The following is a 13,965-nucleotide window of genomic DNA, read 5'->3' on the forward strand; positions in this document are numbered from 1 at the left end:
TGTCAGCTTTCTCAATTCGGCCAGATGGCTTCGGCGGCAGCCGAAAGCCCGCGGCGCACGGCGGCGTCGGCGTCGATGGCGGTGAAGGCAAGGGAGAGGGTTTTGAAGGCCTGCTCGTAGAGCGCCTGCAGGCGCCCTGAGGCGACGAGGGTGATGTCGGTGCCGTTTGCCGCATCTTGCAGCGCGCCGGCGATTTCGAGGCCGATCAGCGTGCCGGATAGCCGGGCTTGCGCCGCTGCGGCAGAAATCCCGTGCAGGAGCTGGCCGGAGCGGGCGGTAAACAGCAGGTTGGAGGCAAGGGCCGGGCGCGCGAAAGCGGCCGAGACGGCGGCCTCGAAGGCTGCCGCATCCGCCGGCTGCTCTGCCGCACCGGCAACGGCATGCGAAAGGATCGTGTGTTTGCTGATGACGTCGAACAGCTCGCCGGTCATGAAGGTCGAAAAGCCGGTCACCTTGCTGTCCGTCACATGCACCCATTTCGAATGCGTGCCGGGCATGCAGACCGCCTGCGCTCCGGAGCTTGCGCGGCCGAGCGCGCCGAGAAGCTGGGTTTCTTCGCCGCGCATGACGTCGGGCGTCGCCATGTCCCGCTGGGCAAGGCCCGGCAGGATGCGGATGTCGCGGCTTTCGCCTGGTACGGAGACCGCCCCGGTCAGGATCGAGGCAAGCGGCGCCGGCACGTCGATATAACCGGCCTCGACCCAGCCCTGCCGTGCGCCGGCCATGCCGCAGATGATCACCGGCAGGTTTTCCGGCGCCTCGATGGCTGAGAGATGGCCGGTAAGCACCGTGGAAAAGCCGGTCTTTGCCGCGCTCGTCATGCCTTCGCCGCTGCGGCGTTCGGCAAGGACGGTGCCGTCCCTACCCATCAGCCACAAGCGGAAGCTGCTGGTGCCCCAGTCCACCGCGACATAAGCGGGATTTGCCATTACAGAACGCCTCCATCGACAATCAGGGACTGGGCGGTCATTCCAGCCGCACAGTCGGATGCAAGAAACAGGCAGGGACCGACGATCGCATCGGGTTTGAGCGCGACCTTCAGGCACTGGTCCTCGACCGAGCGAGCAATGCTCTCCTCGGTGAGCCAGTGCTGCATCTGCCGCTCGGTGACGACCATGCCGGGCAGAATACAGTTGACCCGGATGTTCTCCGGCCCGAGCCTGCCCGCCAGGCTCTTCGTCAGCCCGACGACCGCCGCCTTGGCTGCCGCATAGGCGGGAAAGCCGCCCATGTTCAGCTTGAAGGCAATCGACGACATATTGATGATCGCCCCGCCGCCGGCCACCCGCATCGACGGCACGACTGCCTGCGAGGTGAAGAACACATGCTTGAGGTTGACCGCCTGGTTGTTGTCCCAATAGGCCTCGGTCACCGCGTCGAATTCATGGCGGTCGTCCCAGGCGGCATTGTTGACCAGCACGCGGATCGGCCCTGAGCTGGCAATGACGCTATCGACCGTGCGCCGGATCGCCTCGATGTCGCGCAGATCGGCATGGTGAAAGGAGACCGGATGCGTGGTCTCTCGCGACAGCCTTTCGGCGAGTTCGCGGCCGGCAGCCTCGGCGATATCGATGAACGAGACCTTGGCGCCTTGGCGCGCGAAACCTTCGACGATCGCAGCACCGATGCCCGATCCGCCGCCGGTCACCAGCACGGCTCGGTCTTTGAACTCGGGAAATTGTGCTGCTGGCATCATGGTCACCGTCGCCTCCCGACCGTATCGTTGTTCCATTATTTGGAACTTAATTTGACTATATGGAATTATCGAATTACAGTGGCCTTTCTGTCAAGGGTGGATGAGGCAATGGATTCAAACGGCGGCGGCGCAGCACAGGCACGTGAGACCGGCACGCTCGGCAAACTGATGGTTCTGCTCGATCTCGTCACCCACGCGGATGCGCCGCTGCGTTTTACTGATGTTCTGGCTCTCGCCGGCCAGCCGCGCGGCACGCTGCATCGCCAGCTCAGCCATCTGGTCGAGGAAGGGCTGCTCGAGCTCGATGGCGACGGCCGTTATGCGCCCGGCCTGCGCCTGCTCGATTTCGCCGCGCGCAGCTGGGCGCGCAACGAATTCCGCATGATCGCCGAGCCGCACCTTGCCGATCTGCAGCGGGCAACCGGCGAGACGGTGCATCTCGGCGTTCTGAGAGGCCAGTCGATCATCTATCTCGACAAGGTCGAAGGCCGACAGCCGGTGCGCATGTATTCTCAGATCGGCAATGCCTCGCCTTGCTACTGCACCGGCGTCGGCAAGGCCGCCCTTTCGCTGCTTCCGGCCGAAAGCCTCGTCGATCTCGTCGCCGGCCTGAGCTTCACCAGCTTTACCGCCTCGACCCATGTCTCGGCCGAAACGCTGCTTGCCGAAATCCGCGAGATTGCCGATCAGGGCTATGCTTTCGACCGCGAGGAGCATGAGGCCGGCATCCGCTGCGTCGCCGCACCGGTCTGGTCGGAGGATCGGACCTTTATGGGGGGTATTTCGATTACCGGCCCGGCCTATCGGTTGTCGATGGAACTTCTGCACCAATGGGCCGTTCCGGTTCAACTGGCGGCTGCGAGGATCATGGAAGGCATGCGCGTCCGTCTCGGTCCGCGCCGTTGAGAGAAAATTGCAATCAGCCCGCTGCTGGACGCAATCGCAGAGCATGCTTATGATGAGCGCGATATTGAGATTTGCCGACGAATCACCACAACTAGAACGGTCCGCGAAATCTACAACCAGTCACCGGCCGAACGCTCAACGCTGAAGCCGATTCCAACCAGCGATCGTCGTTCCCCGATGCAATCGAAACACCCATAGCGGGCAGGTTTCGCAAACGGTTTGCCGGCCGCTGTGCCGAAGATGAAGAAATGTGATGGCACCCTTGTCGCAAACATCCACGGAAGAAGACGATTATATCAAGGAAATAGCGGGCCTGAAGACCCAGTTCGATATTTTCCGTTTCATGAAACGGGTGACGGAAGCCTATCGCAGCCGTGCCTTCATGGTCCTCAACCTGCCGCCGATCACCTCCTTCGATCTTCAGGGCAGCACTGTCATCACCAGCTGGCCGGCCGAGCTTCTGGCTCTCTACGACCAGGAAGGCCTGATGGTGAACAGCCCGGTCCTCAGACGCCTCAGAACATCTGCGCGGCCCTTCTTCTACGACATGTCAAGACAGAACTGGTCGCGGGACGACGGCAAGTCCATCCTCGTCGCCTCCCTGTTCGAGCGCTTCAAGATGATGCGCGGCGCCTATTTTCCGACGCACGAGCCCTCCGGACTGCGCGGCGCCGTCTCTTTCGCCGGCGACCGCGAACCCTTCAGCCCGGCCGAGATGCGCGAACTCTGCTATATCGCCATCCATGTGTTCGACAGGCTTGCCGAGATCCGCAACCTCGATACGCGCATCACCGACACGCTGACCGACCGCGAGATCGATTGCCTCAACTGGACGGCGGCCGGCAAGACCAGTGCCGAAATCGCCGAAATCCTCACCCTGTCCGAGCACACGGTCAATCACTACCTCAACCGCGCCACCAAGAAGCTCGACACGGTGAACCGCACCCAGGCCGTCGCCAAGGCGCTGCGCATTGGCTTGATCAAATAAGTTGCAAAAAACAACCGAATGCTTTCGAAGCCGCCCAGCGCATAGGCAAGTCCTTCCCGGTGGCGAGCTGTCCCAAGCGCTTTTGCGCTGATTTTCCATCTGGCACGCTTTCTGCATCTCGTTTTGCGAGAGGTCCAGAGGGGACTTTGAGACCAGCGCCAGGAAATGGCGCGGCCGACACACCGCTGCCCGACGCCGATGCCGCTTTCTCCCGGCCCTTCGGTGTCGGCGGCGGTTGTTGCGTTTTGGCACCGCTTCTTTCGCAGCTGTTTGCGATTTCCTCTTCCCGGTTCACTTTTCACTGGCCTTTTGCTCGGCTTGCTCTAGTTCGCCCCGGATTGCGCCGGTTCTCGGGGAGACCGTTGCGGCCATCAGGGCGAAAGCCCGGCGGACTTGATGGCCGCAACGGATTGCCAATTCCCCGGCGCTCTTTTGGCACGCCGTCAAATCGATTTTCTTCCCGATGATTTTGTTTGGCGAAGGCTTCCGTCTCCACTATCTCTACTGCATGATTTCAGCCTTGATCGATTTCGATCAAGGCTGAAATCATGCAGCAATTCAAAGTGCTACAGCGTCCTTTGCGCGTCTTGAAAGACGCGCGGCGCTGTAGTCTGCAAGAAAAAGCAGTGAGGGTGGAATGACCGACGTCACCAAGGAACAGGTTCTCGAAACGCTGAAGACCGTGCGTGGACCGGATCTCGAGCACGATATCGTCGCGCTCGGCATGGTCTCCGACGTCTTCATCTCCGACGGAAAGGTTTATTTCTCGATCACAGTTCCGGCCGACCGCGCCAAGGAGCTTGAGCCGATGCGGCTCGCTGCCGAGCGCGTCATCAAGGAAATGCCGGGCGTCAAGGGCGCCCTCGTCACACTGACCGCGGACAAGAAGGCGGCCGCCGCCGCTCCGGCTGCCCGCCCTGCGCCGAACCCGCCGCACGGTCATCCCGGCCACGATCATGGGAGCCATGCCCACGCCCCTCGACAGCCGCCGCGCGCCGGCAAGATCGGTGTGCCTGGCATCGGCGCCATCATCGCCGTCGCCTCGGGCAAGGGTGGGGTTGGCAAATCGACCACCGCCGTCAATCTCGCGCTCGGGCTGCTCGCCAACGGTCTTCGCGTCGGCATTCTCGATGCCGATATCTATGGTCCCTCGATGCCGCGACTGCTGAAGATATCCGGCCGCCCGACGCAGATCGACGGCCGCATCATCAATCCCATGGAGAATTATGGCCTCAAGGTCATGTCGATGGGCTTCCTTGTCGATGAGGAGACGGCGATGATCTGGCGCGGGCCGATGGTCCAGTCGGCGCTGTTGCAGATGCTGCGCGAAGTCGCCTGGGGCGAACTTGATGTCCTCGTCGTCGACATGCCGCCCGGCACCGGCGACGCGCAATTGACCATGGCCCAGCAGGTTCCGCTTGCCGGCGCCGTCATCGTCTCGACGCCGCAGGATCTCGCTCTGATCGATGCCCGCAAGGGCCTCAACATGTTCCGCAAGGTCGAGGTGCCGGTGCTCGGCATCGTAGAGAATATGAGCTATTTCATCGCTCCTGATACCGGCACCCGCTACGACATCTTCGGCCATGGCGGCGCCCGCAGGGAGGCCGAGCGCATCGGCGTGCCCTTCCTCGGCGAAGTGCCGCTGACGATGAACATTCGCGAAACCTCCGACGCCGGCACGCCGCTGGTCGCCTCCGAGCCGAACGGCGTCGTCGCCGGCATCTATCGCGGCATCGCCGCCAAGGTCTGGGATCAGATCGCCGGCCAGTCCCAGCGCCCGGCGCCGATGATCGTCTTCGAATAATGCATGTCGCCCGGAAGTGTGCAGCGGTTCCGGGATAACGACATGCATAAGGAATAATGCATGTCGCCCGGAAGTGTGCAGCGGTTCCGGGATAACGACGGTGCTTGAGCGAGCCGAATCACCGCGGCGGATACCCCAAATTGTGGGGGAAACGTGGTGAAAAGCCGCGCTTCACGGAAGATGTCTTGATTATTTCACGGCTTTGCTTCATATGCCGCGGCGCCATGATGGCGTTTTGCTGCAGATGCTCAATGACGGTCGTCTTCGTTTCGAAGAGGCGGCCCGCCTGCAAGTTCGGAGTTGTCTTGTCGATCGAAGGATTGGGAACTGCGATGCGGTTGAGCACAATGCGCATGCCGGCCTTTGAGGTTGGATGCAGCCGGAGAGACTACCGGTGATTACCGCTTACTGTTCGAATTGCAAGTCGGTCGAGATCCGCGATCTGTCGCATGCCGCCTCCTTTCCCGAGGATGTCGTCTGGATCGACATGATCGAGCCGACCCGCGACGAGGAGCTCTATGTCGAAAAAATTCTCGGCATCGAGGTCCCGACCCGCGACGATCTCAAGGATATCGAGCCTTCCGCCCGTCTCTATGTCGAAAACGACGCCGTCTTCATGACCGCCTCGCTGCTCTGGAAGGCTGACACCGACGTACCGACTCTGACCGATGTCGCCTTCATCCTGGCCGGAAACCGCCTGGTCACCATTCGCTACGCTCATCCCAAATCCTTTGCGCTGTTCATTGCCGCGCTCCACCGGCTGCCGGAAAACTGGCGCAGTGGTGCCGCCCTTCTCGCCAAGCTCTTGGAGACGATCGTCGACCGCACCGCCGAGATCCTCGAAATCTCCGTTTCGCGCCTCGACATCTTGTCGACACATGTCTTCGGCGACCGGGCAAGGAAGGTGCGCAAGCCCTCGAACTACCTCGAGGAGAAGCTGCGCGATATTGCCGGCCATCACCGGATGATCAGCAAGGTGCGCGACAGTCTCGGTTCGCTTGCGCGCCTGCTGACGTTCTTTCACACGATCCCGGCGATCCAGCAGGACCGCGAGGCGAAGGAGCTCTGCCGCACCGTCTCGCGCGATATCCAGTCGCTGTCGGAGCATGCTTCCTTCGTCGCCGCCAACATCACCTTCCTGCTCGATGCTTCGCTCGGGCTGATCAACATCGAGCAGAACTCGATCATCAAGATTTTCTCGATTGCCTCGGTGGTGTTCTTGCCGCCGACATTGGTCGCCTCCATCTATGGTATGAACTTTCAGATCATGCCGGAGCTGACCTGGGTCGCGGGTTATCCCTACTCGCTGGCCCTGATGGTGATATCCGCCGTCATCCCCTTCTTCTTTTTCCGCTGGAAAGGCTGGCTCTAAGGAGCCTGTTGCAACTTCATGTCCGAAGAGAGCCATCCGAACGAACGCCATATGACGCCGCGAAAGCTGTTCTATCTCGGGCTGGGTTCCGTCGGTGTCGTCTACGGCGATATCGGTACCAGCCCGCTCTATGCCTTTCGCGAGGCGTTGAAGCCGGTGGCCCATGACGGCGTCACCCGTTTTGAAGTCATCAGCCTGATCTCGCTGATGATCTGGGCACTGACGATCATCGTCACCATCAAATATGTGCTCTTCCTGCTGCGCGCCGACAACGACGGCGAGGGCGGCACGCTGTCGCTGCTTGCCCTGCTGATGAAGACCGCCAACGGCCATACCGCCATCCTGATGCTGCTCGGCCTGATGGGTGCTGCCCTCTTCCTCGGCGATGCGATGATCACGCCGGCGCTTTCAGTGCTGTCGGCCGTCGAGGGTCTGAAGCTCGTCACACCCAGCCTCGCGGAATATATCGTGCCGATCTCGGTGGTGATCCTGGCGCTGCTCTTCGTCGTGCAATCGCGCGGCACCGGCGCCGTCGCGAAGTTCTTCGGCCCGATCACCGCCGTCTGGTTCCTCGTCATGGCTGCCGCCGGCATTTCCCATATCTCGGACGATTACGGCATCCTGGCCGCCTTCAATCCCTATTATGCCGTCAGCTTCCTGCTGCATGAGGGCTTCTACGGCGTCGTCGTGCTCGGCGCCGTCTTCCTGACGGTGACGGGTGCCGAGGCGCTCTATGCCGATCTCGGCCATTTCGGCCGCCGCCCGATCCAGTGGGCCTGGTTCCTGCTGGTTTTCCCGGCGCTGACGCTGAACTATCTCGGGCAGGGGGCGCTCGTTCTCGGCAATCCGATGACGATGTCCGATCCCTTCTATCTGATGTATCCGAAATGGGCGCTGCTGCCGGTCGTTATCCTGGCGACCGCTGCGACGATCATCGCCAGCCAGGCGGTCATCACCGGCGCCTTCTCGATGGTGCGTCAGGGCATCAACCTCGGCTTCCTGCCGCGGATGGAAATCCTCTTCACTTCGGAAACCAATACCGGGCAGATCTTCGTGCCGTCGGTCAATGCCGTGCTGTTCATCGGCGTCATCTTCCTGGTGCTGAGTTTCAAGACTTCGGACGCGCTGGCGACCGCCTATGGCATCTCCGTCACCGGCGCCATGGTCGTCACCTCGATCATGGCCTTCGAATTCGTCCGCGCCCGCTGGAACTGGTCGCTTCCCGTCGCGGTGATCGCGCTTGCGCCGCTGGTCGTGCTCGAAATGATCTTCCTCGGCGCCAACCTTTTGAAGATCCACGACGGCGGCTATATCCCGATCATGATCGCCACCGCCTTTACGGTCGTCATGTGGACCTGGCGTCGCGGCACGGCGATCCTGATGGAGAAGACCCGCCATACCGATATTCCGCTCGCCTCCTTCGTCAGCTCGATCGAGCGCAAGAGCGAACATTCGCCGGCCCAGGTCCCGGGTACGGCGATCTTCCTGACCAGCGATCCGGAATCCGCCCCCGCCGCCTTGTTGCACAATCTCAAGCACAACCATGTGCTCCACGACCGCAACGTCATCCTAACGATCCGCACGATCAACAAGCCGCGCGTCCCAAGCCACGACCGCTACAAGGTCGAGCAGATTTCCGAGCGTTTCTCCCGCGTCGAGCTGCTGTTCGGCTTCATGGAATCGCAGAACGTCTCGCAGGCCTTGGCGACGCTGCGCAAAACAGGACTGAAGTTCGACATCATGTCGACCTCCTTCTATCTCGGCCGCCGCAAGCTGGTGCCGGACGCCAAGTCGGGCATGCCCTATTGGCAGGACCGGCTCTACATCGCCCTCGCCAACGCCGCTGCCAATCCCTCGGACTACTTCCGTCTGCCGGCCAACCGCGTGGTGGAACTGGGCTCGCACGTTATTATTTGATTGCGCTTCGCCGCCGGCCTTTCTCCCCGTGTCGACGGGGAGAAGCCGCGGGTATTTCGACAGCACGCATCCCTTCGGGTTGTGCTGATCTGCCCCTAGGCACATTCCGGCACGGCCTGTTAACCGGACGTCAAGGTTAATGCGAGATTTTCAATGGAATGTTCCCGCGTTCCATGCCCGGAGTCCGTGTTGCGTCGAAAGAGCCCTTCCCGTAGCAAGCTGCGTCTCATTCCCGAGAATTGGGTGTCGCCCGTAATCTTCGGTCTTGCCGGCTGGCTGATTTTCCCGAGCGTCGCATCTCATGCCGATCTGGCCGCCATGCTCGCCGGCCTCGATCATGAGGGGGAGAACTGGCGCATGGTGCTGACCAATTCGCCGGCCGGCTCCATCCACCAGGCCGAACTCGCCTTCGCCGAGCCGATGGTGACGGGTTCGATCTCCGCCGGTGCCGGCATGGTGCTGCCCGATGGCCGCAAGGTCGCTTTTACCACCAAGGACAAGGGCCACGAGGACACGCCGGACGAGGATCGGGTCAATCGCAGCACCAAGAAGGGCCGCGTCGTCGCTGTCGAGAAGATGCAGCCGCCGAAGGACTTTTCCGCCGGCTCGATCCTCGAGCGCACCAAGATGCTCTTCACCCCGAGCTTCGATCTCAAGGACAGGTCGGCCTTCGTCAAGCCGAAGATCCAGGGCAAGGAAATCCAGATCGCCACATCTTTCTATAAGACGCAGCCTGTTGTGACCGATAATGGCGTGCCGGCAATGCTCGCAAGCCTCGTCACCAGCAACAAGGCCGATGTGCTGGCCACGGCCTATGCGCCGGCAACACCTGACTATGCCCGCCAATCGCCCTTCGATTCCATCCTGGCCGAGCCGGACAGCGGCCGCTTCGTTCCGGAGATCGGCCCGCGCGATCATGCCTGGGCCGCAAGCGTGCTGGCACCGAGCGTCTTTTCTGCCCGCGAACAGCAGTGCCTCGCCTCCGGCATCTATTTCGAGGCACGGGGAGAATCGGTGAAGGGCCAGGCGGCCGTCGCCCAGGTCATCCTCAACCGCGTCCGCAACCCTTCTTATCCGAAGACCATCTGCGGCGTCGTCTACCAGAACGAGGACTGGCGCAATCGCTGCCAGTTTTCCTTCGCCTGCGACAGCATCAAGGACAGGGTGAACTCGGAATATCACTGGCGAGTCGCCCGCGATGTGGCGATGGCGGTGACATCAGGCAAGATCTGGCTGCCGCAGGTGGGCTCGGCGACGCACTATCATGCCGTCTATGTCAGACCGAAATGGGCAAAGACCATGGAAAAGGTCGGTCGCATCGGTCTTCACGTCTTCTATCGCACCTATGGCGGCGGCTGGAGTTGAGATAAATCGCTTGGGCAAGCAGATTTCCGGCCCGGAAAAGCGGATTCTTTCCGTCGAATTTGCGCGATCGATCCGGAGTCGATTTATCTCTTTGATTTGATAGAATTATTTTCTCGCTGGACAGAAGCTGTCTACGCCTTGACTATGCTAATCCCTAAAACTATGTTGCGCGCGACTTCAGAACGGGCCGGAAGGGTCTCAACCTTCGTGTCCGGGGTCCGAATGACCGGGGTAGCGGGAGTGCGGGCGACGGGCAGACGAGGAGAGATCCATGGCGGACGACCGCGAGGAAAGTCTTGAAAAGCGCCGTGCGCAATTGGGAGCGAAACTCGCGACCAAGGGCGTCGAGACGGGAGAAGATGAGGCTAGGGAAGCCCGCGCCGAGGTAAGCCGCAAAGGTTATGCCCAGGCGATGAAGCTTTCCAGCGAGTTCATTTCCGCAATCGTCGTCGGTGCTCTCCTTGGCTATCTCCTCGACCGTTTTGTTGGCACGGCGCCTTGGGGTTTGATTGTTCTTCTGCTTCTCGGATTTTGTGCCGGCGTTCTGAACGTGCTGCGTTCTGCGGGGGTGGTGGCCCATCCCCTGGACGACAAGGACGACAAGAAATAAGGACCGGTTCCGGTCCAGTGCAATGACCCCGCGTCCTGCGGGCCAAAGAGAGAGAACAAGCGGTGTCTAACGATCCGACTCATCAGTTCCTGATCCAGAAGATTGTGCCGATCGAAATCGGCGGAATTGATTTTTCGTTCACCAATGCATCGCTCTTCATGGCCGCTTCGGCTGCCGTTGCCGTAGGCTTCCTCTATTTCGCGACCTCGAACCGCGCCATCGTGCCGGGCCGTTCGCAGTCGGTCGCGGAAATGTCCTATGAGTTTATCGCCAACATGCTGAAGGAAGGCGCGGGCAAGCAGGGAATGAAGTTCTTCCCGCTGGTCTTTTCGCTCTTCACCTTCGTTCTGACGGCGAACCTGCTCGGTATGTTCCCGTATTTCTTCACGGTCACCAGCCAGATCATCGTCACGTTCGCGCTGGCGCTCTTGGTTATCGGTACGGTTCTCGTCTACGGTTTCTATAAGCACGGCTTCCACTTCCTGAATGTCTTCGTGCCCTCGGGCGTGCCGGGCGTTCTGCTGCCGCTGGTCGTCACGATCGAAATCATCTCCTTCCTGTCCCGTCCGATTTCACTCTCTGTTCGTCTTTTTGCGAACATGCTCGCCGGTCACATCACACTGAAAGTGTTCGCAGGCTTCGTCGCCTCGCTCGGAGCCCTTGGTGCTGTCGGTGTCGGCGGCGCCGTTCTTCCCCTCATCATGACCGTCGCCCTGACCGGTCTCGAGTTCCTCGTCGCCTTCCTTCAGGCTTACGTCTTTGCGGTGCTGACTTGCATGTACCTCAACGACGCAATCCATCCGGGCGGGCACTAAGGATAACGACATCGACGTCAAAGGGCGTCAGTCATTCGCCGCAACAACCATTTCAAAGGAGTTCAACATGGAAGCGGAAGCAGCAAAGTACATCGGTGCAGGCCTGGCTTGCTTTGGTATGGCCGGTACGGCTCTCGGCCTCGGCAATATTTTCGGCAGCTACCTCTCCGGCGCTCTGCGCAATCCGTCTGCCGCTGACAGCCAGTTCGGCCGTCTGGTATTCGGCTTCGCCGTTACGGAAGCTCTGGGCATCTTCTCGCTGCTCGTCGCTCTCCTCCTCCTCTTCGCCGTCTGATATCGGCGAATAGATGGATCACGGCCTGCGACCGCAAGCCGTGATCCTTTGCATTTGCAGTCCACCTGGAGGTGAGCATGTTTTTTGTGACCCCGGCTTACGCTGAGGAAGCACCGGCGGCAGCGACGGGTACGGATGCGCACGCCGCTCCGGCCGCAGGCGAGGTCCATACCGAGACTGGTGTTGCCGAAGGCGAACACGCCCGCGGCCCTTTCCCGCCTTTCGATTCGACGACCTTCGCGTCCCAGCTGCTCTGGCTGGTGATTACGTTCGGCGTCTTCTATTTGCTCATGCAAAAGGTCATCGCGCCGCGCATCGGGGCCATCCTTGATCAGCGTCACACGCGTATTTCCCAGGATCTGGAAGAGGCAGCCCGCCTGAAGGCGGAAGCCGACGCCGCCGTCCGGACCTATGAAGGTGAACTGGCCGCTGCCCGCGCCAAATCCAACGCGATCGGCGCCGCCGCCCGCGACGCCGCCAAGGCCAAGGCCGAAGAGGATCGTCGCGCTGTCGAGGCGAGCCTGTCGGAAAAGATCAAGGCTGCCGAACTCCGCATCGGCGAGATCAAGGCCAAGGCCTTCGCCGACGTCGGCACCATTGCCGAGGAAACGGCGGCTGCCGTTGTCGATCAGTTGATCGGCGGCACCGTTGCCAAGGCCGATGTCGCTGCCGCCGTCGCGGCTGCCAAGAAGGAGGCTTGATCGATGGAATTTGCCTTTGACGCGACTTTCTTCGCCTTTGTCGGCCTCGTCCTCTTCCTGGCGCTGGTCGTTTACCTGAAGGTTCCGGGCATGATGGCACGGTCGCTCGACGACCGCGCCGACCAGATCCGCAACGAATTGGCCGAAGCCAAGCGTCTGCGCGAAGAGGCCCAGCACCTGCTCGCCGAATACCAGCGCAAGCGCAAGGAAGCGGAAGCCGAGGCGGCCCATATCGTTGCCGCCGCGGAGCGTGAAGCCCAAATGCTGACTGCTGAAGCGAAGAAGAAGACGGAAGAATTCGTCACCAATCGCACGGCGCTCTCCGAGCAGAAGATCAAGCAGGCCGAGGCCGAAGCGATGAAGGCGGTACGTTCCGCTGCTGTCGATCTGGCGATCGCCGCCGCAGAAACCGTGCTTGCCAAGCAGGCCGATGCCAAGGTTCAGTCCGAGCTCTTCGGCAATGCCGTCGGCCAGGTCAAGACGCGGCTCAACTGAGCGCTTCGAAAAAGATTGAGAGGAAAGGCCGGGCATGTCCCGGCCTTTCCGTTTGAGCGGTTTTTTCTTCTGCTTGGCTTTTTTTGAATGGCCTATTGGGAAAGCAGCTCGTCCGTCTCAGGACCGTCCTCGACCTTTCGCAACGGCCTGAAGCTCATCCGGTGCAGGGAACAGGGGCCGTGCCTCTCGATGCCGGCGCGGTGCTGCGCCGTGCCATAGCCAACATGCGCGGCAAAACCGTAATCCGGAAATACATTATGCGCTCGTGCCATCATCCGGTCGCGCGTCACCTTGGCGACGATCGAGGCGGCGGCGATCGAGACCGAGCGGGCATCACCCTTGACCACGGCCTGCCCGGGGCAATCAAGGCCGGGCGGCACATCGAGCCCGTCGGTCAGCACGTAGCTTGCTGGAATGGCGAGGCTGCAGATGGCTCGGCGCATGGCGTCGAGGCTTGCCTTGCGGATATCCGTCTCGTCGATGCGCGTCGAGCTGGAGGAGGCGATCGAGACGGTCGCCGTCGCCAGAATCTGCACGAACAGTTCCTCGCGCCGTTGCGCCGAAAGCTGCTTGGAATCGTTCAGACCCTCAGGGATGCGCCGCGGATCAAGGATGACCGCAGCAGCAACGACCGGTCCCGCCAGCGGCCCGCGTCCTGCCTCGTCGGCACCGGCAACCGGCCAGTGGCCGGCCTTGCGGGCTTTGAGTTCCAGCCGGAAATCCGGCACGAGCGGAACCGTGTCGAAAAGCAGGGGAGAATCGGGTGACGTGCGAGGTTTCATGCGGCTGAACCTCGCACGCCAACCCGATTGCCCGCAAGTCCCCGGATCAGGGCGGCGGCCGGGGACGCTCCGGCGGATGGTGGCGGTCAGGGCCATCCGCGGGAATTGCGCTCGGGCTCGAAAACAGGCGGTTTTCTCGAGAGCCGATGCGCAAGCTCGAAGCAATTCCAGGAAAAGTGCCGCGCGGTTTTCCGTCCGGAATTGCGTAAAAGGTTAGAG

Annotated in this window: 15 protein-coding genes; 11 read left to right on the top strand and 4 right to left on the bottom strand. The window is 61.4% G+C overall.

Annotated elements, in window-relative coordinates; genetic code table 11:
- Positions 1-11 precede the first annotated feature (11 nt).
- Positions 12-929, bottom strand: coding sequence for a 2-dehydro-3-deoxygalactonokinase (locus BS629_RS03360; protein WP_018244998.1), 918 nt, complete (start codon positions 927-929; stop codon positions 12-14).
- Positions 929-1,696 (bottom strand): SDR family NAD(P)-dependent oxidoreductase, encoded by a 768-nt coding sequence (locus BS629_RS03365; protein ID WP_018244999.1) that lies wholly within the window; start codon positions 1,694-1,696, stop codon positions 929-931. The genes BS629_RS03360 and BS629_RS03365 overlap by 1 nt, the downstream gene beginning before the upstream one ends.
- A gap of 108 nt (positions 1,697-1,804) precedes the next feature.
- Between BS629_RS03365 and BS629_RS03370 the strand changes: the two genes are divergently transcribed.
- The 3 genes from BS629_RS03370 (at position 1,805) to BS629_RS03380 (ending at position 5,394) form a co-directional block, all read left to right on the top strand.
- Positions 1,805-2,602 (top strand): IclR family transcriptional regulator, encoded by a 798-nt coding sequence (locus tag BS629_RS03370; RefSeq protein ID WP_018245000.1) that lies wholly within the window; start codon positions 1,805-1,807, stop codon positions 2,600-2,602.
- 253 nt (positions 2,603-2,855) lie between these two features.
- A complete protein-coding gene (locus BS629_RS03375) occupies positions 2,856-3,590 on the top strand; it encodes a LuxR family transcriptional regulator (RefSeq protein WP_018449364.1) in 735 nt (244 codons plus the stop codon).
- Between the two features lie 637 nt (positions 3,591-4,227).
- Positions 4,228-5,394 (top strand): Mrp/NBP35 family ATP-binding protein, encoded by a 1,167-nt coding sequence (locus tag BS629_RS03380; protein ID WP_018245002.1) that lies wholly within the window; start codon positions 4,228-4,230, stop codon positions 5,392-5,394.
- Between the two features lie 118 nt (positions 5,395-5,512).
- Here the strand turns inward: BS629_RS03380 and BS629_RS03385 are convergent, their stop codons facing one another.
- Positions 5,513-5,749 carry a hypothetical protein gene (locus BS629_RS03385; RefSeq protein WP_018245003.1) on the bottom strand — a complete coding sequence of 79 codons (237 nt, stop codon included), beginning with the start codon at positions 5,747-5,749 and terminating at the stop codon, positions 5,513-5,515.
- A 39-nt stretch (positions 5,750-5,788) separates the two neighbouring features.
- Between BS629_RS03385 and BS629_RS03390 the strand changes: the two genes are divergently transcribed.
- The 8 genes from BS629_RS03390 (at position 5,789) to BS629_RS03425 (ending at position 12,964) form a co-directional block, all read left to right on the top strand.
- Positions 5,789-6,766 (top strand): magnesium transporter CorA family protein, encoded by a 978-nt coding sequence (locus tag BS629_RS03390; RefSeq protein WP_018449361.1) that lies wholly within the window; start codon positions 5,789-5,791, stop codon positions 6,764-6,766.
- Positions 6,767-6,784: 18 nt separating this feature from the next.
- Entirely contained in the window at positions 6,785-8,683 is a 1,899-nt protein-coding gene (locus BS629_RS03395; protein WP_018449360.1) for a potassium transporter Kup, read from the top strand.
- Positions 8,684-8,836: 153 nt separating this feature from the next.
- Entirely contained in the window at positions 8,837-10,048 is a 1,212-nt protein-coding gene (locus BS629_RS03400) for a cell wall hydrolase (RefSeq protein ID WP_018245006.1), read from the top strand.
- A 271-nt stretch (positions 10,049-10,319) separates the two neighbouring features.
- Positions 10,320-10,658: an AtpZ/AtpI family protein gene (locus tag BS629_RS03405; RefSeq protein WP_012756239.1), complete on the top strand. Its 339-nt coding sequence runs from the start codon at positions 10,320-10,322 to the stop codon at positions 10,656-10,658.
- 62 nt (positions 10,659-10,720) lie between these two features.
- Positions 10,721-11,473 (top strand): F0F1 ATP synthase subunit A, encoded by a 753-nt coding sequence (locus BS629_RS03410; RefSeq protein ID WP_018245007.1) that lies wholly within the window; start codon positions 10,721-10,723, stop codon positions 11,471-11,473.
- A gap of 67 nt (positions 11,474-11,540) precedes the next feature.
- Positions 11,541-11,768 (top strand): F0F1 ATP synthase subunit C, encoded by a 228-nt coding sequence (locus BS629_RS03415; RefSeq protein WP_003545854.1) that lies wholly within the window; start codon positions 11,541-11,543, stop codon positions 11,766-11,768.
- 77 nt (positions 11,769-11,845) lie between these two features.
- The gene (locus BS629_RS03420; protein WP_018245008.1) at positions 11,846-12,469 is read left to right on the top strand and encodes a F0F1 ATP synthase subunit B; all 624 of its coding nucleotides are present in this window, start codon (positions 11,846-11,848) and stop codon (positions 12,467-12,469) included.
- 3 nt (positions 12,470-12,472) lie between these two features.
- Entirely contained in the window at positions 12,473-12,964 is a 492-nt protein-coding gene (locus tag BS629_RS03425) for a F0F1 ATP synthase subunit B (RefSeq protein ID WP_018245009.1), read from the top strand.
- Between the two features lie 92 nt (positions 12,965-13,056).
- On the opposite strand, the gene BS629_RS03430 is transcribed toward BS629_RS03425, so the two are convergent.
- Complete coding sequence (locus BS629_RS03430; RefSeq protein ID WP_018245010.1) at positions 13,057-13,746, bottom strand: ribonuclease HII; 690 nt, start codon at positions 13,744-13,746, stop codon at positions 13,057-13,059.
- Positions 13,747-13,965 lie beyond the last annotated feature (219 nt).

Source organism: Rhizobium leguminosarum bv. viciae USDA 2370 (genome assembly GCF_002008365.1).
GTDB classification, from domain to species: domain Bacteria; phylum Pseudomonadota; class Alphaproteobacteria; order Rhizobiales; family Rhizobiaceae; genus Rhizobium; species Rhizobium leguminosarum.